Below are 18,838 nucleotides of genomic sequence, written 5' to 3'. Positions count from 1 at the left end.
CCGGGTACCAGCCCGGATGCCCCTGCTTGTCTCATTTCTTCAAAATAAGAGCCGCAGCCTTTTAAGCTGCTGCTCAGGTTAAAACTACGGCGCCGGTTGAAGCCTGCGCCGTAGCATCTACGGGTACAGCGGGTACAGCAGCTGAATCACACGCCGCTTGAGAGCAACATGTTACGGATGTGACCGATGGCCTTAGTCGGGTTCAGGCCTTTCGGACATACGTTGACGCAGTTCATGATCCCGCGGCAGCGGAATACGCTGAACGGGTCATCCAGCGAAGCCAGGCGCTCGGACGTCTTGGTGTCACGGCTGTCTGCCAGGAAGCGGTACGCTTGCAGCAGGGCAGCTGGACCCAGGAACTTGTCCGGGTTCCACCAGAAGGACGGGCAGGAAGTCGAGCAGCAAGCGCACAGGATGCACTCGTACAGACCGTCCAGCTTTTCACGTTCTTCAGGGGACTGCAGGCGCTCGATGGCCGGAGCCGGCGTGTCGTTCTGCAGGTATGGCTTAACCTTTTCGTATTGCTTGTAGAAGATGCTCATATCGACGACCAGGTCACGGATAACCGGCAAACCTGGCAGAGGACGAACGATCAACTTGTTACCTTTTACGACAGCAGACAGCGGCGTGACGCACGCCAGGCCGTTTTTGCCGTTGATGTTCATGCCGTCGGAACCGCAAACACCTTCACGGCAAGAGCGACGATAGGAGAAACCCTCGTCCTGCTCTTTGATCAGGGCCAGCACGTCCAGCACCATCAGGTCTTTACCACCGGTATCAACCTGGAATTCCTGCATGAACGGCGCGGCGTCCTGATCAGGGTTGTAACGATAAACGCTGACTTGCAACATGGCGGCCACCCTTAATAAGTCCGAATCTTAGGTTCAAAAGTCGGAACAGTCTTCGGCGAGAAGTTCACGGCACGCTTGGTCACGCGCTTGTCACCCGGGAAGTAAAGGGTGTGGCACAGCCAGTTTTCGTCGTCACGATCTTCGAAGTCTTCACGGGCGTGAGCACCACGGGACTCTTTACGCACTTCGGCAGCGATGGCGGTGGCTTCGGCCACTTCCAGCAGGTTCTGCAGTTCCAGAGCTTCGATACGTGCAGTGTTGAACGCCTGCGACTTATCGTTGATCTTCACGTTGGCGATGCGCTTGCGCAGGTCAGCCAGCTGGGCAATACCCTTCTGCATGTATTCGCCGGTACGGAATACACCGAAGTAGTTCTGCATGCAGTTTTGCAGCTCGCGACGCAGGGTTGCCACGTCTTCGCCTTCGGTACGCTCGTTCAGGGCGGACAGGCGCGCCAGGGCAGCCTGGATGTCGGCGTCGGTGGCTTCGTCGTATTCGATACCGTCGGTCAGCGCCTTTTCCAGGTGCAGGCCGGCAGCACGGCCGAATACCACCAGGTCGAGCAGCGAGTTGCCGCCCAGACGGTTGGCACCGTGAACCGATACGCAAGCCACTTCACCTACAGCGAACAGACCAGGAATGATCTCGTCCACGCCTTCGGCGTTCTGGGTGATTGCCTGGCCATGAATGTTGGTGGCAACGCCGCCCATCATATAGTGGCAGGTCGGAACAACCGGAACCGGAGCAACAACCGGGTCAACGTGCGCAAAAGTCTTCGACAGTTCGCAGATGCCTGGCAGACGGCTGTGCAGCACTTCTTCGCCCAGGTGGTCGAGCTTGAGCATCACGTGGTCGCCGTTCGGACCGCAACCGTTGCCGGCGATGATCTCTTTAACCATCGAACGGGCAACAACGTCACGACCGGCAAGGTCTTTGGCGTTCGGAGCATAACGCTCCATGAAACGCTCGCCGTGCTTGTTGATCAGGTATCCACCTTCACCACGGCAACCTTCTGTAACCAGTACACCCGCGCCGGCGATACCGGTCGGGTGGAACTGCCACATTTCGATGTCTTGTACCGGTACGCCAGCACGCAGCGCCATGCCAACGCCGTCACCGGTGTTGATCAGGGCGTTGGTGGTCGAAGCGTAGATACGACCTGCACCGCCGGTGGCCAGTACGGTGGCCTTGGCGCGGATGTAGGTGGTTTCGCCGGTTTCGATGCAGATGGCGATCACGCCGACGAACTCGCCTTCGCCGTTCTTCACCAGATCGACAGCGTAGTACTCGTTCAGGAACACGGTACCGGCTTTCAGGTTGCCCTGATAAAGGGTGTGCAGCAGAGCGTGACCGGTACGGTCGGACGCAGCGCAAGTACGCGCAGCCTGGCCGCCTTTACCGTAGTCCTTGGACTGACCGCCGAATGGACGCTGGTAGATACGACCTTGCTCGGTACGCGAGAATGGCATACCCATGTGGTCCAGCTCGTAAACGGCAGCCGGGCCTTCCTGACACATGTATTCGATAGCGTCCTGGTCACCGATGTAGTCGGAACCCTTGACGGTATCGTACATGTGCCAGCGCCAGTCATCGTTCGGGTCAGCGGACGCGATCGCGCAGGTGATGCCGCCCTGGGCGGATACAGTGTGCGAACGGGTCGGGAAAACCTTGGTGATCACGGCAGTCTTGTGACCGCCCTGTGCCAGTTGCAGCGCTGCGCGCATGCCGGCACCGCCACCACCAATAATGATGGCGTCGAAAGAAATCGTTGGAATGTTAGCCATGACTCAGATACCCCAGAGAATCTGCACGCCCCAGACGAAGTAAGCGAACATCGCAACGCCGCAGACTGCCTGGAAAAGGAAACGTATAGCGGTCGCGGACTTGCCGAACGCCATTGGCGTCAGGTAGTCGGTCGCGATGGTCCACATGCCGACCCAGGCGTGAGCGCCGAGGGCAACAAGGGCCAGGAGGCTGAAAATACGCATTCCGTTATGGGCGAACAGTTCATGCCACTGGGCGTACTCGAGGCCAGGGTTGGCCACGATGTATCCGATCAGGAAGATGAAGTAAGCCGCGAGAACGACCGCAGACACACGTTGCGCCATCCAGTCATAGAGGCCCGAACGCGACAGGTTCGTGACGTTAGTTACCATATCCAAACTCCTGCCAGAACGATTACCACCACGGAAACGGCGATAACGATTTTCGAGCCCAGCTTGCCGCCTTCCAGCGTCTCACCGATGCCCATGTCCATCATCAAATGGCGCACACCGGCTACCAGGTGATAAAGCAGAGCGGACAGGATGCCCCATGTCACTAGCTTGGCTAGCGGACTGGTCAGACACGCTTTCACCTGACCGAAGCCTTCCTCGGAGCTCAGCGACTTGTCCAATGCGTAAAGCATGATGGCAAGGCACACGAAGAGGATGACACCGGAGATTCGGTGAAGGATGGACGTGTAAGCAGTGACTGGGAGTTTGATGGTCCTTAGGTCTAGGTTTACAGGTCGTTGGCTTTTCACGGCTTTTTTTTCACACTGAAGAGCCCCTAACAATCAGGGCAAAGTTGTTGGGGAGTGCACTGGTCAGGTAACCACCACCCAGGGATGCGACCCCCAATGAAAGCAAGCCCAAAAGCCCTTGGCGGTCGGTGGCCGAGTATAGACAGTTAGGCTACTAATGACAACGCAAACACCTAACCCAAACAGCTGATTGCGCAACTGACATAAAAGGCGTAAATGGCAGCCAATTTCGAGAAAAAAGTCCGGTTAAAGCCTTCTGGAGCAAGACTTTAGGCAAATTGACATTCGAATTTATCTCACTATAGTGGTGCGGGCCCTGCGTGGGGGGTCTGTCTGATGATTTCAAGCATAAATAGGAGGCCACATGGCTGACAAAAAAGCGCAGTTGATCATCGAGGGCGCAGCCCCCGTCGAGCTGCCCATTTTAACCGGCACCGTTGGTCCCGATGTTATCGATGTTCGGGGCCTGACGGCCACGGGCCGTTTCACCTTTGACCCTGGTTTCATGTCGACCGCCTCGTGCGAGTCGAAGATCACCTATATCGACGGCGACAACGGCATTCTGCTGCACCGCGGCTACCCGATCGAACAGCTGGCTGAAAAGTCGGACTACCTGGAAACCTGCTATCTGCTGCTCAACGGCGAACTGCCGACCGCAGAACAGAAGGCCCAGTTCGTCAGCACCGTGAAGAACCACACCATGGTTCACGAGCAGCTGAAGACCTTCTTCAACGGCTTCCGCCGCGACGCCCACCCGATGGCCGTCATGTGCGGCGTAGTCGGCGCCCTCTCGGCGTTCTACCACGACTCCCTGGACATCAATAACCCGCAGCATCGCGAAATCTCCGCGATCCGCCTGGTTGCCAAGATGCCGACCCTGGCCGCAATGGTTTACAAGTACTCCATGGGCCAACCCATGATGTACCCGCGCAACGACCTGTCGTACGCGGAAAACTTCCTGCACATGATGTTCAACACCCCGTGCGAGATCAAACCGATCAGCCCGGTACTCGCCAAGGCCATGGACCGGATCTTCATCCTCCATGCCGACCACGAGCAGAACGCCTCGACGTCCACCGTGCGCCTGGCGGGTTCTTCGGGCGCCAACCCGTTCGCCTGTATCGCCGCCGGTATCGCTGCACTGTGGGGCCCTGCCCACGGCGGTGCGAACGAAGCCGTACTGACCATGCTCGATGAAATCGGCGATGTTTCGAACATCGACAAGTTCATCGCCAAGGCCAAGGACAAGAACGATCCGTTCAAACTGATGGGCTTCGGTCACCGCGTTTACAAAAACCGCGACCCGCGCGCCACGGTCATGAAGCAGACCTGCGACGAAGTATTGAAGGAACTGGGCATCCAGAACGATCCGCAACTCGAACTGGCCATGCGCCTGGAAGAGATCGCCCTGACCGACCCGTACTTCATCGAACGCTCGCTGTACCCGAACGTCGACTTCTACTCGGGGATCATCCTCAAGGCGATCGGCATTCCAACCAGCATGTTCACCGTGATCTTCGCCCTGGCGCGGACCGTCGGCTGGATCTCCCACTGGAAAGAGATGCTCTCCAGCCCGTACAAGATCGGCCGTCCGCGCCAGTTGTACACCGGCTACGAGTCGCGTGACATCACCAAGCTGGAAGACCGCAAGTAAGATCTGTCTTGCTGTAGCGTGTTGAGTTGTACCGGGAACGGCCTCTGCTTTTTATATAAAGAGCAGGAGGCCGTTTTTGTTTGTGCGCTTTTTTGATGGTGTACATATCCGTTTCTGCGGTTACGGCCGCTATTGGTTCCGCCCTTACGGCGGGTCACTTGGAAAAGCGCCAAGTAACCAAGCGCTTTTGCCCCTGACATTCGGTGCCTCGCCCAGGCTCGGCATTCCCTCGCTCCGGTCCTGCTCCGTGGGCCCGCCGCCATCGGCCATCCATGGCCGGGGGCGGCTAACCCGAGGCGGCCTACCGGCCGGCCTGGTTGCTGGTTGAGCTCGCTGCAGAATTTCGATCGGCCGACAGGTCGCCATCGCGAGTAAGCTCGCTCCCACAGAAGAGCAGAGCAAAAGCAGGGCCGCGTACCCCCACGCTCTTCACCACTCATCAGGCCGAGCGTTAGCTCGCCTGCAGCTTTTGATCTTGATCCACCCGCCCCCTCGGCAGGCTGAGCGGAGGTGTTTATCCGGGGATTGGCGCGCAGCGCCGTTCGACGCAGTCGAACTCATCGCATGTAGGTGCCAGCGAAGCCAACCGGAGGGCGATGCCCCCGGATGAATGCCGGAGCGAAGGAACCCCGAGCCCTGGCGAGGGGCCGTACGTTCGGGGCGAGACTTTTTGGTTCCTTTTGTGTCGTTTGACAAAAGGGACTCGCCGTAAGGGCGAAACCATAAGTCGCCGTTACCGAAGGAATGGATATGTACCCCCTCAAAAAACACTCCAACTGACACAAAGTCTTCGCGAGCAGACTCGCTCCTACAGTAAAACGGGCAAATCCAAAAAACCGGGTCGATTACCGCCCAATAAAAAAATGCCCCGATCTCTCGATCGGGGCATTTCTGCTTAACCAACTTACACAAACAATCTCGAAGCCTTAGTGCGAAACCGCCCCACTCGCCCCCAACCCCGTCTGCGAACGAACAAACTGCGGGAAGAACAACGCCCGCTCATTATCCGCAGCAGTCGACTTGTCAGTGATCGAGAAGAACCAGATCCCCACAAACGCAATGATCATCGAGAACAACGCCGGGTATTCATACGGGAAGATAGCCTTCTCGTGATGCAGGATCTGCACCCAGATGGTTGGCCCGAGGACCATCAGACCTACGGCACTGACCAGACCCAGCCAACCACCAATCATCGCACCACGCGTGGTCAGCTTCTTCCAGTACATGGAAAGCAGCAGCACCGGGAAGTTACAGCTCGCTGCGATGGAGAACGCCAGGCCCACCATGAACGCGATGTTCTGGCTTTCGAACAGAATGCCCAGACCGATCGCCAACACCGCCAGCGCGATGGTGGTGATTTTCGAGACGCGAATCTCGTCCTTCTCGTTGGCCTTGCCCTTCTTGATCACGCTGGCATACAGGTCGTGGGACACCGCCGAAGCACCGGCCAGGGTCAGGCCGGCAACCACTGCCAGAATGGTCGCAAACGCTACTGCCGAGATGAAGCCCAGGAAGATACTGCCGCCAACCGCGTTGGCCAGGTGCACCGCCGCCATGTTGTTACCGCCCAGCAAGGCGCCAGCAGCGTCTTTGAAAGCCGGGTTGGTGCTGACCAGCAGGATCGCGCCGAAGCCGATGATGAAGGTCAGGATGTAGAAGTAGCCAATGAAACCGGTTGCGTACAACACGCTCTTGCGAGCTTCCTTTGCGTCACTCACGGTGAAGAAGCGCATCAGGATGTGTGGCAGGCCAGCGGTACCGAACATCAGCGCCAGACCGAGGGAGAACGCCGAGATCGGATCTTTCACCAGGCCGCCAGGGCTCATGATCGCATCAGCTTTCGGGTGGACCTTGATAGCCTCGGAGAACAGCATGTTGAAGTCGAAGTTGACGTGCTTCATCACCATCAGCGCCATGAAGGAAGCGCCGGACAGCAGCAGGACAGCCTTGATGATTTGCACCCAGGTGGTCGCCAGCATGCCGCCGAACAACACGTAAAGGCACATCAGAATACCGACCAGGATCACCGCAACGTGGTAATCGAGACCGAACAGCAGTTGGATCAGCTTGCCGGCACCGACCATTTGCGCGATCAGGTAGAACGCCACCACCACCAGCGAACCGCAAGCGGACAGCGAGCGGATCTGGGTTTGCCCCAGGCGATAGGACGCCACGTCGGCAAAGGTGTATTTGCCCAGGTTACGCAGACGCTCGGCGATCAGGAACAGAATGATCGGCCAGCCCACCAGGAAGCCGATCGAGTAGATCAGGCCGTCGTAGCCAGAGGTGAACACCAGCGCGGAAATACCCAGGAAGGACGCAGCCGACATGTAGTCACCGGCAATCGCCAGACCGTTCTGGAAACCGGTGATCTTGCCGCCAGCGGCGTAGTAGTCGGCTGCCGAATTATTACGCTTGGAAGCCCAGTAGGTGATGCACAGGGTGGCACCGACGAAGGCGACAAACATCACGATCGCGGACACGTTAAGCGGTTGCTTCTGCACGGCACCGGTCAGGGCGTCAGCCGCCCAGGCGCCAGGTGCGAAAGCTGCGATGCTCAAAAGAGCCATTAGACGGCGGATCATTGCTGAGCCTCCTTGAGAATCGCATTGTTCAGGTCGTCGAACTCGCCGTTGGCGCGTCGTACGTAGATACCGGTCAGGATGAAAGCCGAAACGATCAGCCCGATACCGATCGGTATGCCCCAGGTAATCGAGGACTCAGGGCTGATTTTCGCCCCCAGCACCTGCGGCCCGTAGGCAATCAGAAGGATGAATCCGGAGTAAAGCCCTAGCATGATCGCCGAAAGAATCCAGGCGAATCGTTCCCTCTTGCTAACCAGCTCCTTGAAGCGCGGGCTGTTTTGAATCGAGAGGTAAATGCTGTCGTTCATTGTTTTTATCCTCGCAGCACAGATTTAGTTGGAACGGTATCCACTCTATGCGGCTGCGGGGCAGGTTCCAGACGACCTTAGTCTTAGAACCCCATGGGGGTTTTCGCCAAATTTCAGTACGCCATACACAAGTGTGGGAGCGGGCTTGCTCGCGAAGAGGCCATAACATTCAACATTATTGTTGACTGTTACACCGCTTTCGCGAGCAAGCCCGCTCCCACAATTTAAAGCGAGGTGCCTGTTATTTAGTCCAGTCAGCCACACGCTCAGGGTGTTTGGCGATCCAATCCTTCGCCGCGGCTTCAGGTTTGGCACCATCCTGAATCGCCAACATTACCTGGCCGATTTCATCCTTGGATTCCCACTGGAAGTTCTTCAGGAACTTGGCCACTTCCGGCGCCTTGGCTTCCAGACCCTTGCTGCCGATGCTGTTCACGGTTTCAGCCGCGCCGTACACGCCTTTCGGGTCTTCGAGGAAGCGCAGTTTCCACTTGGCGAACATCCAGTGCGGTACCCACCCGGTGACCGCGATGGATTCGTTCTTCTTCTCGGCACGGGTCAGCTCGGCGATCATGCCGGCGCCAGAACTGGCTTTGAGTTGATAACCTGTCAGGTCGTAGTCCTTGATCGCCTGATCGGTCTTGAGCATCACGCCTGAACCGGCGTCGATGCCGACAATGCGGTTCTTGAAGGTGTCATCGGTCTTGAGGTCGTCAATGGACTTGGCCTTGACGTACTCCGGCACGATCAGGCCGATTTTCGCGTCCTTGAAGTTCGGGCCGTAGTCGACGACCTGATCCTTGTTCTTCGTCCAGTACTCACCGTGGGTCACCGGCAGCCAGGCCGACAGCATGGCGTCGAGTTTGCCGGTGGCCACGCCCTGCCACATGATCCCGGTAGCGACGGCTTGCAGCTTCACGTCATAACCGAGTTTCTGCCTGATCACTTCAGCCGCCACGTTGGTCGTGGCGACACTGTCCGACCAACCGTCGACATAACCGAGCGTCACGTCCTTGCCGGCGGCGCTCGCCACGGCCGAACTGATCGCCAGCACCAAAGCCGCACCTGCGCCCAAGAGTCGTCGCATCTTCATCGTTACTTCCCCGAAAGTGCTGCGCTCGACGGATGCCGAGTCGCTTAAACGTATTGTTATGGTGCACAGCGCCCCCATCACGCCCACCGCAAACTCGTTCGAACATCAGCGGAGTACTGACACTTGCGATAATCAACCTGACGCTCATGGCGACCTGCTCTGCCAGCGACCTCAAGGCATCGAGAAACGACATCAGAAAGCCATTAATCTTCAGCGCAACAAACACCCCTGCCAATCCGCTCGAACTTTGCATGTCAAAATCATGCAGGCCACCAAGCACGCGGCAAATGCAGGTAACATGCGCCGCTTTGCTCCCACACGGCCTGACCATGTCCGCGACCTCCCGCTTCCCTTTTGCTGCTTATCTATTCGCTTGCCTGCTCGGGCTGTTTGCCCTTGGCGGCTTCTGGTACGGCCTCGGCAAACCGGTGATCCTACCGGACGTCGCCAGCGCGACGCACAAGCTGCAATGCGCCTCCTACACCCCGTTCGACAAGGATCAATCGCCGTTTGACGTGCCATTCAACTTGCGCCCCGAGCGCATGGATGCCGACCTCGCGCTGCTGTCCAAAAGCTTCGAATGCATCCGCACCTATTCCATGACCGGCCTCGAAGCCCTGCCGGACCTGGCGCGCAAGCATGGCTTGAAGCTGATGATCGGTGCCTGGGTCAACAGCAACCCGGTGGACACCGAGAAAGAAGTCGACCTGCTGATCGCCTCGGCCAATGCCAACCCGGATGTGGTGAGCGCAGTGATCGTCGGCAACGAAACCCTGCTGCGCAAGGAAATCACTGGCGCGCAATTGGCGAAACTGATCAACAAGGTCAAGAGCCAGGTCAAACAGCCTGTCACCTACGCCGACGTCTGGGAGTTCTGGCTCAAGCATCCGGAAATTGCCCCCGCCGTGGACTTCCTGACCATTCACTTGCTGCCCTACTGGGAAGATGATCCGTCGAACATCGACGCTGCCCTGCAACATGTGGCCGATGTACGCCAGGTGTTCGGCAACAAATTCGCACCCAAGGATGTGCTGATCGGCGAAACCGGCTGGCCAAGCGAAGGTCGCCAGCGCGAAACGGCCCTGCCGAGCCGGGTCAACGAAGCCAAGTTCATTCGCGGCTTTGTCGCCATGGCCGAGCAACAGGGTTGGCACTACAACCTGATCGAAGCCTTCGACCAGCCCTGGAAACGCGCCAGTGAAGGTGCGGTCGGTGGATATTGGGGCTTGTTCGACGCCGATCGCCAGGACAAGGGCGTGCTGGCGGGGCCCGTGACAAACGTACCGTACTGGTCGCAGTGGCTGGCGGTGGGCGGCTTGATTTTCATCGGCACCTTGCTGCTCGGCGGTCGGGTCCGCACGACGCGGTCGGCACTGGTGCTGCCCCTGCTCGGTGCCTTGGCTGCGTGTTCGATTGGCGCCTGGGGTGACCTGGCACGGGTGACCACGCGTTTTACCAGTGAATGGCTATGGGTCGGATTGCTGACCGCTCTGAATCTGCTGGTGCTGGCCCATGCCGCGCTGACATTGAGTCCTCGCAGCGGTTGGCGTGGGCGAGCTTTCAACCTGCTTGAGCGCCGTGCTGGCTGGCTGGTTGCAACGACAGGTTTCGCGGCAGCCGTGATGATGCTGGAACTGGTGCTCGATCCGCGTTATCGCAGCTTCCCGAGTGTCGCGTTCATCGTGCCGGCACTGGTCTATCTGTGCCGCCCGGTGAACGTGCCGCGCCGCGAGATTGCGCTGCTGACCTTCATCATCGGTGCCGGCATTGCACCGCAGCTGTACCGTGAAGGTTTGCAGAACCAGCAGGCCTGGGGTTGGGCGCTGGTGAGTGTGTTGATCGTGGCTGCGTTGTGGCGCTGCTTGCGGGTTCGCAAGGTTTAACTCTTTAGCGACCTGACTGACCTCATCGCGAGCAAGCTCGCTCCCACAGTAGATCTTCAGTGAACACAATGTTTGCGTGCGATAAAGATCAAATGTGGGAGCGGGCTTGCTCGCGAAGACGGACTTTTAAGCGCTGCGAGAAGCCCTGACCAACCGCAACCCCGCAATCACCACCGCAAACACCGCCAGCGTGGTGTTGTACAACGCCAGTGCCGGAAAACCGAACACCAGCGCCAGCACCGCCAGCCACCAGCCTGCCCGCCCCGGTACGACAAAGCCGATGATCGCCGCGCCCAGCGCAGCCCAGCCCAGCACCCCGAAATGAATCATCAACCCCAGCTTCGAACGTACCAGGCATTCCCAACGATTCGCTTCATCCACGCAAATGCCGACCCACTGCGCATCCTCCATGAAGCCATAGCGCGCGCCATAACTGGCGGCCAACCATAAAGGCAGCAATACAAGCAGCAGAATCACGGGCAAGCGGCGAGACATGAAACACTCCAATTGGCGAAAAGCGGCGGCCAGCTTAATCGCCCTTAAGCGTTTCGCAAGCGATAACAACTGTTAACTGGTCTTTCAATCGCTGCAAAGTGTATCGTCCAGCTACTATTACTTCGAAATTAAGCCTGTTTGGTGCCGAGGGTTGGCACTTTGGCGCAAATCCGGTGGTCATAGCCTGCGAAATTCATTCGGTACCTTCCTCTAAGGGATTTAGTCATGCTCCGTTCCTTGCGCTTCGCTGCCCTGTTCGGCGGCCTTATATTGAGTGCGTCCGCACTGGCGGCCGACATTGACGCCGCCAGCTATGGCTACCCCCTGACCAACCCGTTCGAGGCGACCATCGCGACCACACCGCCGGACCTGCGTCCGGAGTTACCCCTGGACGAAGACATCGATCAGACGGTGCGCAGTGTCACCTTGCGTCCGGAACGGGCGTTCGAATTGCCGAACAACTTCTGGGCGGTCAAGACGCTCGACTATCGCATTGCCACACAGGATCACGCCGCACCGCTGATGTTCCTGATCGCCGGCACCGGCGCGCGCTATGACAGCACCCTGAACGAATACCTGAAGAAGCTCTATTACAAAGCCGGCTACCACGTGGTGCAGTTGTCATCGCCCACCAGCTATGACTTCATGAGCGCCGCATCGCGCTTCGCCACGCCGGGTGTTTCCAAGGAAGACGCCGAAGATCTGTACCGGGTGATGCAGGCCGTACGGGCACAGAATCCGAAAGTGCCGGTCACCGATTACTACCTGACCGGGTACAGCCTGGGTGCACTGGATGCCGCTTTCGTCTCTCACCTGGACGAAACCCGCCGCAGCTTCAACTTCAAGAAAGTCCTGCTGCTCAACCCGCCGGTCAACCTCTACACCTCGATCACCAACCTCGACAAGCTGGTCCAGACCGAGGTCAAGGGCATCAACACCAGCACCACATTCTATGAACTGGTACTGGACAAGCTCACCCGCTACTTCCAGCAGAAGGGCTACATCGACCTCAATGACGCCCTGCTCTACGACTTCCAGCAGTCCAAGCAGCACCTGACCAACGAGCAGATGGCCATGTTGATCGGCACCTCGTTCCGCTTTTCGGCGGCCGACATCGCCTTCACTTCGGACCTGGTCAACCGTCGCGGCCTGATCACCCCACCCAAGTTCCCGATCACCGAGGGCACCAGCCTCACGCCATTCCTCAAGCGTGCGCTGCAATGCGACTTCGACTGCTACATCACCGAACAAGTGATCCCGATGTGGCGCGCCCGCACCGACGGCGGCAGCCTGCTGCAACTGATTGACCAGGTGAGCCTGTATGCACTGAAGGACTACCTGCACGAAAGCCCGAAAATCGCGGTCATGCACAACGCCGATGACGTAATCCTCGGTCCTGGCGACCTGGGCTTCCTGCGCAAGACCTTCGGTGATCGCCTGACCGTTTACCCGTATGGCGGCCACTGCGGCAACATTAACTACCGCGTCAACAGCGACGCCATGCTGGAGTTTTTCCGTGGCTAAATATCTCCTGCTTTTCGCAGCGTTACTCTGTGCAGGCGTCGCCAATGCCGACAACAGCAAAGCCAATGCCCCCGTGGTCGTCGACAGCGATGGTTTCAAGGAGCCGTTGAGCAAACTCAAATTCAACCCGGGCCTGGATCAGCGCGAGTTCGAGCGTTCGACGCTCAACGCGCTGGCCGTCTACGATCCGCTGGAAGAGTGGAACCGGCGCGTCTATCACTTCAACTACCGCTTCGACCAATGGGTGTTCCTGCCGGTGGTCAATGGTTACCGCTACGTTACCCCGAGCTTCCTGCGCACCGGTGTCAGCAACTTCTTCAACAACCTCGGCGACGTGCCGAACCTGATGAACAGCCTGCTGCAACTCAAGGGCCAGCGCTCGCTGGAAACCACCGGGCGACTGCTGCTCAACACCACCATCGGCATCGCCGGCCTGTGGGACCCGGCCACCGCCATGGGCCTGCCGCGTCAGAGCGAAGACTTCGGCCAGACTTTAGGCTTCTACGGCGTGCCGGGCGGCGCTTACTTCGTCCTGCCGATCCTCGGTCCGTCGAACCTGCGTGACACCGGCGGCCTGCTGGTGGATTACTCGGCCGAGAATGCGATCAACTTCCTCAACGTGGCCGAAGTCAGCTCCAACCATCCGGAAGTCGTGATCCTGCGCGGCATCGACAAGCGCCACCAGACCGGCTTCCGCTATGGTCAGATGAACTCGCCATTCGAGTACGAGAAAGTGCGTTACGTGTACACCGAAGCGCGCAAGTTGCAGGTTGCCGAGTAAGCCCGGCAACCGAAAAACACTGTGGGAGCGGGCTTGCTCGCGAAAGCGGTGTGTCAGACAACCTATTTGGTGACTGACACGACCTCTTCGCGAGCAAGCCCGCTCCCACATTTGCCTTGTGTTGCTTTCAGCCTTTCAGCGCCTTCCAGATCTTGCTGACAGCCATCACGCCAACCAACACCACCGCCCCCGCCACAATCCCCGCCACGCCATTGAGCAACACCGGCACGATAAATCCGCCGCCACCCGCCGCCGCACCGACACTTTCGATCCAGTGATGCACCACCGGCACACCGTGGGTGAGAATCCCGCCGCCCACCAGAAACATCGCCGCCGTGCCGATCACCGACAGGCTCTTCATCATGTACGGTGCCGCACGCAGAATCCCGCCACCGATGCTTTTCGCCATCTGCCCGGGTTTTTGGGTCAACCACAGGCCAAGGTCGTCGAGCTTGACGATACCCGCTACCAATCCGTACACGCCGACCGTCATGACAATGGCAATGCCCGAAAGCACGATGATTTGCTGGGTTAATGGAGCGCCGGCCACGGTGCCGAGGGTGATGGCGATGATTTCCGCCGAAAGAATGAAGTCGGTGCGGATCGCGCCTTTGATCTTGTCCTTCTCGAACGCCACCAGATCGGTGGCAGGATCGGCCACCGCCTCAACCAGCTGCGCATGCTCGGCGGCGTCTTCAGCCTTGCTGTGCAGGAACTTGTGGGCGAGCTTCTCAAACCCTTCAAAGCACAGATAGGCACCGCCGACCATCAACAGCGGTGTGACCAGCCACGGAATGAACGCACTGATCGCCAGCGCCGACGGCACCAGGATCAGTTTATTGATGAACGAACCCTTGGCGACCGCCCAGACCACCGGGATTTCCCGTTCGGCACGCACGCCACTGACTTGCTGAGCGTTGAGCGCCAGGTCGTCACCGAGTACGCCGGCCGTTTTCTTGGCGGCCATTTGGGTCATCAAGGACACGTCATCCAGCACGGTCGCGATGTCGTCGATCAGCACCAGCAAACTGCTTCCTGCCATGAATCGGGTTTCCTTCTGCAATGAATGCGCAGCAGCATAGCGCGACATAAGAGCCTACGGTGCATTCTTGAGCGCCGCGCGAGGCCGGTGATACCATGCGCAACCGCCAGAACAGGCAAGGAATCACCCGGTTTATGAGCACTATCCGCGAGCGCAACAAACAACTGATCCTGCGTGCCGCCAGTGAGGAATTCGCCGACAAAGGCTTCGCTGCGACCAAAACCAGCGACATCGCAGCCAAGGCGGGATTGCCAAAGCCCAACGTCTACTACTACTTCAAGTCCAAGGAAAACCTCTACCGCGAGGTTCTGGAAAGCATCATCGAGCCCATCCTGCAGGCCTCGACACCGTTCAATCCGGACGGCGAACCCGGTGAAGTGCTCAGCGGCTACATTCGCTCGAAAATCCGCATCTCCCGCGACCTGCCTTTCGCCTCCAAGGTGTTCGCCAGCGAAATCATGCACGGCGCCCCCCACCTGAGCAGCGATCTGGTCGAACAGCTCAATGGCCAGGCCAAACACAACATCGAGTGCATCCAGACCTGGATCGACCGCGGGCAAATCGCCCCCATCGATCCCAACCACCTGATGTTCAGCATCTGGGCCGCGACCCAGACCTACGCCGACTTCGACTGGCAAATCACCGCCATCACCGGCAAGGCGAAGCTGGATGAAGTGGACTATGAAGCGGCGGCGCAGACGATTATCCGGTTGGTACTCAAAGGGTGTGAGCCCGAGCGGTAGACTGCGGCGCGGCCTTCGCCAGCAGGCCCGCTCCCACAGCGGATTGGTGGGCGCTGAAAATCCAGTGTGGGAGCGGGCTTGCTCGCGAATGGCGACAACTCGGTTTTAGATCAAACCCAGATCGCATCCCACAACGGATAGTCGCCAAGCTTCTCGACCAACCCTGCCCGCAACGGGTTAGCCACGACATATCGAGCCAGCTTTACCAGATCTTCCTCTTTTCGCAGCGCATGATCATGAAAGCCTTGCTGCCAAAGGCTACCTGTTCTTCCGAGCACCGAATTGACTGCTCGAGTGCTCAGGGATTTCGCCTGACACATCAATTGCGCCAGCGTCCCCTTTTGCAACTGAATCAACCAATGAAAATGATCGGGCATGACCACCCAGGCCAAGGAATCGGCAAATCCCTCACTCTGCGCTTGCCTGAAGTGATTCACCACCAACCTGCCCAAGCGGTAGTCCCTGAAAACGGGCTCTCGCTTCAGGGTATTGGCAGTCAGTAGATAGATGCGGTTTTGCTCGGCGTACCGGCCGATGCGCAGGCGGTGTGAAGCTGACAGCTCAGGCATTCCCTTGCCCTCTCTCATGATGAAATCATCAAAAGGCTAGACCAGGGAATATGGGAGGGTGGGCCAGACTTTTAGCTGGATGTGTCTGAGAAATTGCCTTCGCGAGCAAGCCCGCTCCCACAGGGGATTGGTGGGCGCTGGAGATCCAATGTGGGAGCGGGCTTGCTCGCGAAAGCGGTAGTTCAGTCAGCGCAGATCAAGCCGCCACCCCCGCATCCGCCACCAACCCCAACGCCTCGATGGCATTGATCGCGCACTGCTCGTCGACATCCGACAGATCGCCGCTGATCCCCACCGCCCCCAGGACGTTCCCGTCCTGATCGCGAACCAGCACACCACCCGGTGCCGGCACGACGCTGCCCTGCCCCAGGCTGTTCAACGCGGCGATAAACGCCGGGCGTTGCTGGGCGTCCAGCGCCAGCAGGCGCGACCCCTTGCCCAGCGCGATGGCGCCCCAGGCTTTGCCGATGGCGACGTGCGGGCGCAGCAGGCTGGCGCCGTCTTCGCGCTGCAGGGTGATCAGATGCCCGCCGGCATCCAGTACCGCAATGGTCAAGGGTGCCGCAGAGATTGCACGCCCGGCGGTGATGGCCTCGTTGACCAGGTTGACTGCGACTTTCAAGGTTAAAGCGCTCATGGTGCCGTCCTCATTTTGTTTTTCGGAAAGTCGGTGGACTGCGCCGTTGTGCCGCAGCCCGATGCAACAAATAGAACACAATGAATTATTTTTTTGTATACAATAATCATCGAAAGGCGCCACATGCGACGAAAAGCCACAGCAGAACGGGCTTCCGACGAATGAAACAAGCGCTTGAGAAAATGGATTGACCTGCGCCGTCCGCCGTGAATACACTCTGCGCAAAGCCACTTGTATACAATTACAAAACGTAAAGAGGCACAAAACCATGAGCAAAATGAGAGCAATCGAAGCCGCCGTTCTGGTGATGCGCCGTGAAGGGGTCGATACCGCTTTTGGCATCCCGGGTGCCGCCATCAACCCGTTGTACTCCGCCCTGCAAAAGGTCGGCGGCATCGATCACGTACTCGCTCGCCACGTTGAAGGCGCCTCGCACATGGCCGAGGGCTACACCCGCACCAAGGCCGGCAACATCGGCGTGTGCATCGGCACTTCCGGCCCTGCCGGTACCGACATGGTCACCGGGCTCTACAGCGCCTCGGCCGACTCGATTCCAATCCTCTGCATCACAGGCCAGGCACCCCGCGCCCGTATGCACAAGGAAGACTTCCAGGCTGTCGATATCACCACCATCGTCAAGCCAGTCACCAAGTGGTCGACCACCGTCATGGAACCGGGCCAGGTGCCTTACGCGTTCCAGAAAGCTTTCTATGAAATGCGCTCCGGCCGTCCGGGCCCGGTGCTGATCGACCTGCCGTTCGACGTGCAGATGGCCGAAATCGAATTCGACATCGACGCCTACCAGCCACTGCCATTGGCCAAGCCGAGCGCTACCCGCGTCCAGGTTGAAAAGGCCCTGGCCATGCTGGATCAGGCCGAGCGTCCATTGCTGGTGGCCGGTGGCGGCATCATCAATGCCGATGCCGCCGATCTGCTGGTGGAGTTCGCCGAACTGACCGGTATTCCAGTGATCCCGACCCTGATGGGCTGGGGCGCCATCCCGGACGATCACCCGTTGATGGTAGGCATGGTTGGCTTGCAGACGTCGCACCGCTACGGCAACGCCACCATGCTCAAGTCCGACGTGGTTCTGGGCGTAGGCAACCGCTGGGCCAACCGTCATACCGGTTCCGTTGACGTGTACACCGAAGGCCGCAAGTTCATTCATGTTGATATCGAACCGACCCAGATCGGCCGCGTGTTCACCCCGGACCTGGGCATCGTTTCCGACGCTGCCGCCGCGCTGACCGTGTTCATCGAAGTCGCTCGCGAATGGCAAGCCGCCGGCAAGCTGAAGAACCGCAGCGCCTGGTTGCAAGACTGCCAGCAGCGTAAAGCCAGCCTGCAGCGCAAGACTCACTTCGACAACGTACCGGTCAAGCCGCAACGCGTTTACGAAGAAATGAACCAGGTGTTCGGCAAAGACACCTGCTACGTCAGCACCATCGGTCTGTCGCAGATTGCCGGCGCGCAGTTCCTGCACGTCTACAAGCCGCGTCACTGGATCAACTGCGGTCAGGCAGGCCCTCTGGGCTGGACCATTCCGGCAGCACTGGGCGTGGTCAAGGCTGATCCGAACCGTAAAGTCGTGGCCCTGTCGGGGGACTATGACTTCCAGTTCATGATCGAAGAATTGGCAGTGGGCGCGCAGTTCAAGCTGCCGTACATTCATGTGGTGGTAAACAACTCGTACCTGGGTCTGATCCGTCAGGCGCAGCGCGGTTTCGACATGGATTACTGCGTACAGCTGTCGTTCGACAACCTGAACGCGCCGGAACTCAACGGCTACGGTGTGGACCACGTCGCAGTTGCCGAAGGCTTGGGCTGCAAGGCACTGCGTGTGTTCGAACCGGCTCAGATCCAGCCTGCCCTGCGCAAGGCCCAGGAGCTGATCGAAGAGTTCAAGGTTCCGGTGATCGTCGAGATCATCCTGGAGCGCGTGACCAACATTTCCATGGGTACCGAGATCAACGCCGTCAACGAATTCGAAGACCTGGCGCTGGTCGGCGACGACGCACCGACTGCGATTTCGTTGCTCGATTAACTGTTGATCGCTCCCCACTGTGGGAGCGGGCTTGCTCGCGAAGGCGGCTTCGCACTCAACACACATGTTGACTGAAACACCGCTTTCGCGAGCAAGCCCGCTCCC

Annotated in this window: 17 protein-coding genes; 6 read left to right on the top strand and 11 right to left on the bottom strand. The window is 58.8% G+C overall.

The window, feature by feature from the left end; translation table 11 throughout:
* Positions 1-146: 146 nt before the first annotated feature.
* From PspS34_RS07690 to sdhC, 4 genes are read right to left on the bottom strand one after another with little or no spacing between them, the layout of a single operon-like run.
* A complete protein-coding gene (locus PspS34_RS07690) occupies positions 147-851 on the bottom strand; it encodes a succinate dehydrogenase iron-sulfur subunit (RefSeq protein ID WP_008063297.1) in 705 nt (234 codons plus the stop codon).
* 11 nt (positions 852-862) lie between these two features.
* Positions 863-2,635: a succinate dehydrogenase flavoprotein subunit gene (gene sdhA, locus PspS34_RS07685; RefSeq protein ID WP_057715828.1), complete on the bottom strand. Its 1,773-nt coding sequence runs from the start codon at positions 2,633-2,635 to the stop codon at positions 863-865.
* A gap of 3 nt (positions 2,636-2,638) precedes the next feature.
* Positions 2,639-3,007 (bottom strand): succinate dehydrogenase, hydrophobic membrane anchor protein, encoded by a 369-nt coding sequence (gene sdhD, locus PspS34_RS07680; RefSeq protein ID WP_008049683.1) that lies wholly within the window; start codon positions 3,005-3,007, stop codon positions 2,639-2,641.
* Positions 3,001-3,375: a succinate dehydrogenase, cytochrome b556 subunit gene (sdhC, locus tag PspS34_RS07675; protein WP_057715829.1), complete on the bottom strand. Its 375-nt coding sequence runs from the start codon at positions 3,373-3,375 to the stop codon at positions 3,001-3,003. The genes sdhD and sdhC overlap by 7 nt, the downstream gene beginning before the upstream one ends.
* A gap of 364 nt (positions 3,376-3,739) precedes the next feature.
* Between sdhC and gltA the strand changes: the two genes are divergently transcribed.
* Positions 3,740-5,029, top strand: a complete 1,290-nt coding sequence (gltA, locus tag PspS34_RS07670) for a citrate synthase (protein WP_007977501.1) — start codon at positions 3,740-3,742, stop codon at positions 5,027-5,029.
* A 926-nt stretch (positions 5,030-5,955) separates the two neighbouring features.
* Here the strand turns inward: gltA and PspS34_RS07665 are convergent.
* The 3 genes from PspS34_RS07665 to PspS34_RS07655 form a co-directional block, all read right to left on the bottom strand.
* Positions 5,956-7,614, bottom strand: coding sequence for a cation acetate symporter (locus PspS34_RS07665; protein ID WP_150814891.1), 1,659 nt, complete (start codon positions 7,612-7,614; stop codon positions 5,956-5,958).
* Complete coding sequence (locus tag PspS34_RS07660; protein WP_102669691.1) at positions 7,611-7,922, bottom strand: DUF485 domain-containing protein; 312 nt, start codon at positions 7,920-7,922, stop codon at positions 7,611-7,613. The genes PspS34_RS07665 and PspS34_RS07660 overlap by 4 nt, the downstream gene beginning before the upstream one ends.
* A gap of 241 nt (positions 7,923-8,163) precedes the next feature.
* The gene (locus PspS34_RS07655; RefSeq protein WP_057715833.1) at positions 8,164-9,015 is read right to left on the bottom strand and encodes a glycine betaine ABC transporter substrate-binding protein; all 852 of its coding nucleotides are present in this window, start codon (positions 9,013-9,015) and stop codon (positions 8,164-8,166) included.
* A 287-nt stretch (positions 9,016-9,302) separates the two neighbouring features.
* On the opposite strand from PspS34_RS07655, the gene PspS34_RS07650 reads away from it, so the two are divergent.
* Positions 9,303-10,898: a beta (1-6) glucans synthase gene (locus tag PspS34_RS07650; protein WP_154860746.1), complete on the top strand. Its 1,596-nt coding sequence runs from the start codon at positions 9,303-9,305 to the stop codon at positions 10,896-10,898.
* Between the two features lie 126 nt (positions 10,899-11,024).
* On the opposite strand, the gene PspS34_RS07645 is transcribed toward PspS34_RS07650, so the two are convergent.
* A complete protein-coding gene (locus tag PspS34_RS07645; RefSeq protein ID WP_150814894.1) occupies positions 11,025-11,393 on the bottom strand; it encodes a hypothetical protein in 369 nt (122 codons plus the stop codon).
* Positions 11,394-11,618: 225 nt separating this feature from the next.
* Here PspS34_RS07645 and PspS34_RS07640 point away from each other — a divergent pair, with 225 nt between their 5' ends.
* The gene (locus PspS34_RS07640; RefSeq protein ID WP_057715836.1) at positions 11,619-12,917 is read left to right on the top strand and encodes a serine/threonine protein kinase; all 1,299 of its coding nucleotides are present in this window, start codon (positions 11,619-11,621) and stop codon (positions 12,915-12,917) included.
* A complete protein-coding gene (locus tag PspS34_RS07635; RefSeq protein ID WP_057715837.1) occupies positions 12,910-13,698 on the top strand; it encodes a VacJ family lipoprotein in 789 nt (262 codons plus the stop codon). Before PspS34_RS07640 ends, PspS34_RS07635 begins: the two co-directional genes overlap by 8 nt.
* Positions 13,699-13,825: 127 nt before the next feature.
* On the opposite strand, the gene PspS34_RS07630 is transcribed toward PspS34_RS07635, so the two are convergent.
* Positions 13,826-14,740, bottom strand: a complete 915-nt coding sequence (locus PspS34_RS07630) for a DUF808 domain-containing protein (RefSeq protein ID WP_150814895.1) — start codon at positions 14,738-14,740, stop codon at positions 13,826-13,828.
* Between the two features lie 134 nt (positions 14,741-14,874).
* Between PspS34_RS07630 and PspS34_RS07625 the strand changes: the two genes are divergently transcribed.
* Complete coding sequence (locus PspS34_RS07625; protein ID WP_150814896.1) at positions 14,875-15,483, top strand: TetR/AcrR family transcriptional regulator; 609 nt, start codon at positions 14,875-14,877, stop codon at positions 15,481-15,483.
* Between the two features lie 110 nt (positions 15,484-15,593).
* Here PspS34_RS07625 and PspS34_RS07620 read toward each other — a convergent pair whose 3' ends face one another.
* Both PspS34_RS07620 and PspS34_RS07615 read right to left on the bottom strand, forming a co-directional pair.
* Positions 15,594-16,052, bottom strand: a complete 459-nt coding sequence (locus PspS34_RS07620; protein WP_154860747.1) for a transposase — start codon at positions 16,050-16,052, stop codon at positions 15,594-15,596.
* A 196-nt stretch (positions 16,053-16,248) separates the two neighbouring features.
* Complete coding sequence (locus PspS34_RS07615) at positions 16,249-16,689, bottom strand: heme-binding protein (RefSeq protein ID WP_150757696.1); 441 nt, start codon at positions 16,687-16,689, stop codon at positions 16,249-16,251.
* A gap of 268 nt (positions 16,690-16,957) precedes the next feature.
* On the opposite strand from PspS34_RS07615, the gene gcl reads away from it, so the two are divergent.
* Positions 16,958-18,733 (top strand): glyoxylate carboligase, encoded by a 1,776-nt coding sequence (gcl, locus tag PspS34_RS07610; protein ID WP_057715848.1) that lies wholly within the window; start codon positions 16,958-16,960, stop codon positions 18,731-18,733.
* Positions 18,734-18,838: the final 105 nt, after the last annotated feature.

It is taken from the genome of Pseudomonas sp. S34 (assembly GCF_009866745.1).
Classification (GTDB): domain Bacteria; phylum Pseudomonadota; class Gammaproteobacteria; order Pseudomonadales; family Pseudomonadaceae; genus Aquipseudomonas; species Aquipseudomonas jessenii.
The sequence above is the reverse complement of the archived record's forward strand: the minus strand, read 5'-3'. Positions and strand labels throughout refer to the sequence as shown.

Excerpts from the sequence above, each read along its gene's own strand:
- PspS34_RS07690 (WP_008063297.1), bottom strand. The coding sequence starts at position 851 with ATGTTGCAAGTCAGCGTTTATCGTTACAACCCTGATCAGGACGCCGCG.
- sdhA (WP_057715828.1), bottom strand. The coding sequence starts at position 2,635 with ATGGCTAACATTCCAACGATTTCTTTCGACGCCATCATTATTGGTGGT.
- sdhD (WP_008049683.1), bottom strand. The coding sequence starts at position 3,007 with ATGGTAACTAACGTCACGAACCTGTCGCGTTCGGGCCTCTATGACTGG.
- gltA (WP_007977501.1), top strand. The coding sequence starts at position 3,740 with ATGGCTGACAAAAAAGCGCAGTTGATCATCGAGGGCGCAGCCCCCGTC.
- PspS34_RS07665 (WP_150814891.1), bottom strand. The coding sequence starts at position 7,614 with ATGATCCGCCGTCTAATGGCTCTTTTGAGCATCGCAGCTTTCGCACCT.
- PspS34_RS07660 (WP_102669691.1), bottom strand. The coding sequence starts at position 7,922 with ATGAACGACAGCATTTACCTCTCGATTCAAAACAGCCCGCGCTTCAAG.
- PspS34_RS07655 (WP_057715833.1), bottom strand. The coding sequence starts at position 9,015 with ATGAAGATGCGACGACTCTTGGGCGCAGGTGCGGCTTTGGTGCTGGCG.
- PspS34_RS07650 (WP_154860746.1), top strand. The coding sequence starts at position 9,303 with ATGCAGGTAACATGCGCCGCTTTGCTCCCACACGGCCTGACCATGTCC.
- PspS34_RS07645 (WP_150814894.1), bottom strand. The coding sequence starts at position 11,393 with ATGTCTCGCCGCTTGCCCGTGATTCTGCTGCTTGTATTGCTGCCTTTA.
- PspS34_RS07640 (WP_057715836.1), top strand. The coding sequence starts at position 11,619 with ATGCTCCGTTCCTTGCGCTTCGCTGCCCTGTTCGGCGGCCTTATATTG.
- PspS34_RS07630 (WP_150814895.1), bottom strand. The coding sequence starts at position 14,740 with ATGGCAGGAAGCAGTTTGCTGGTGCTGATCGACGACATCGCGACCGTG.
- PspS34_RS07625 (WP_150814896.1), top strand. The coding sequence starts at position 14,875 with ATGAGCACTATCCGCGAGCGCAACAAACAACTGATCCTGCGTGCCGCC.
- PspS34_RS07620 (WP_154860747.1), bottom strand. The coding sequence starts at position 16,052 with ATGCCTGAGCTGTCAGCTTCACACCGCCTGCGCATCGGCCGGTACGCC.
- PspS34_RS07615 (WP_150757696.1), bottom strand. The coding sequence starts at position 16,689 with ATGAGCGCTTTAACCTTGAAAGTCGCAGTCAACCTGGTCAACGAGGCC.
- gcl (WP_057715848.1), top strand. The coding sequence starts at position 16,958 with ATGAGCAAAATGAGAGCAATCGAAGCCGCCGTTCTGGTGATGCGCCGT.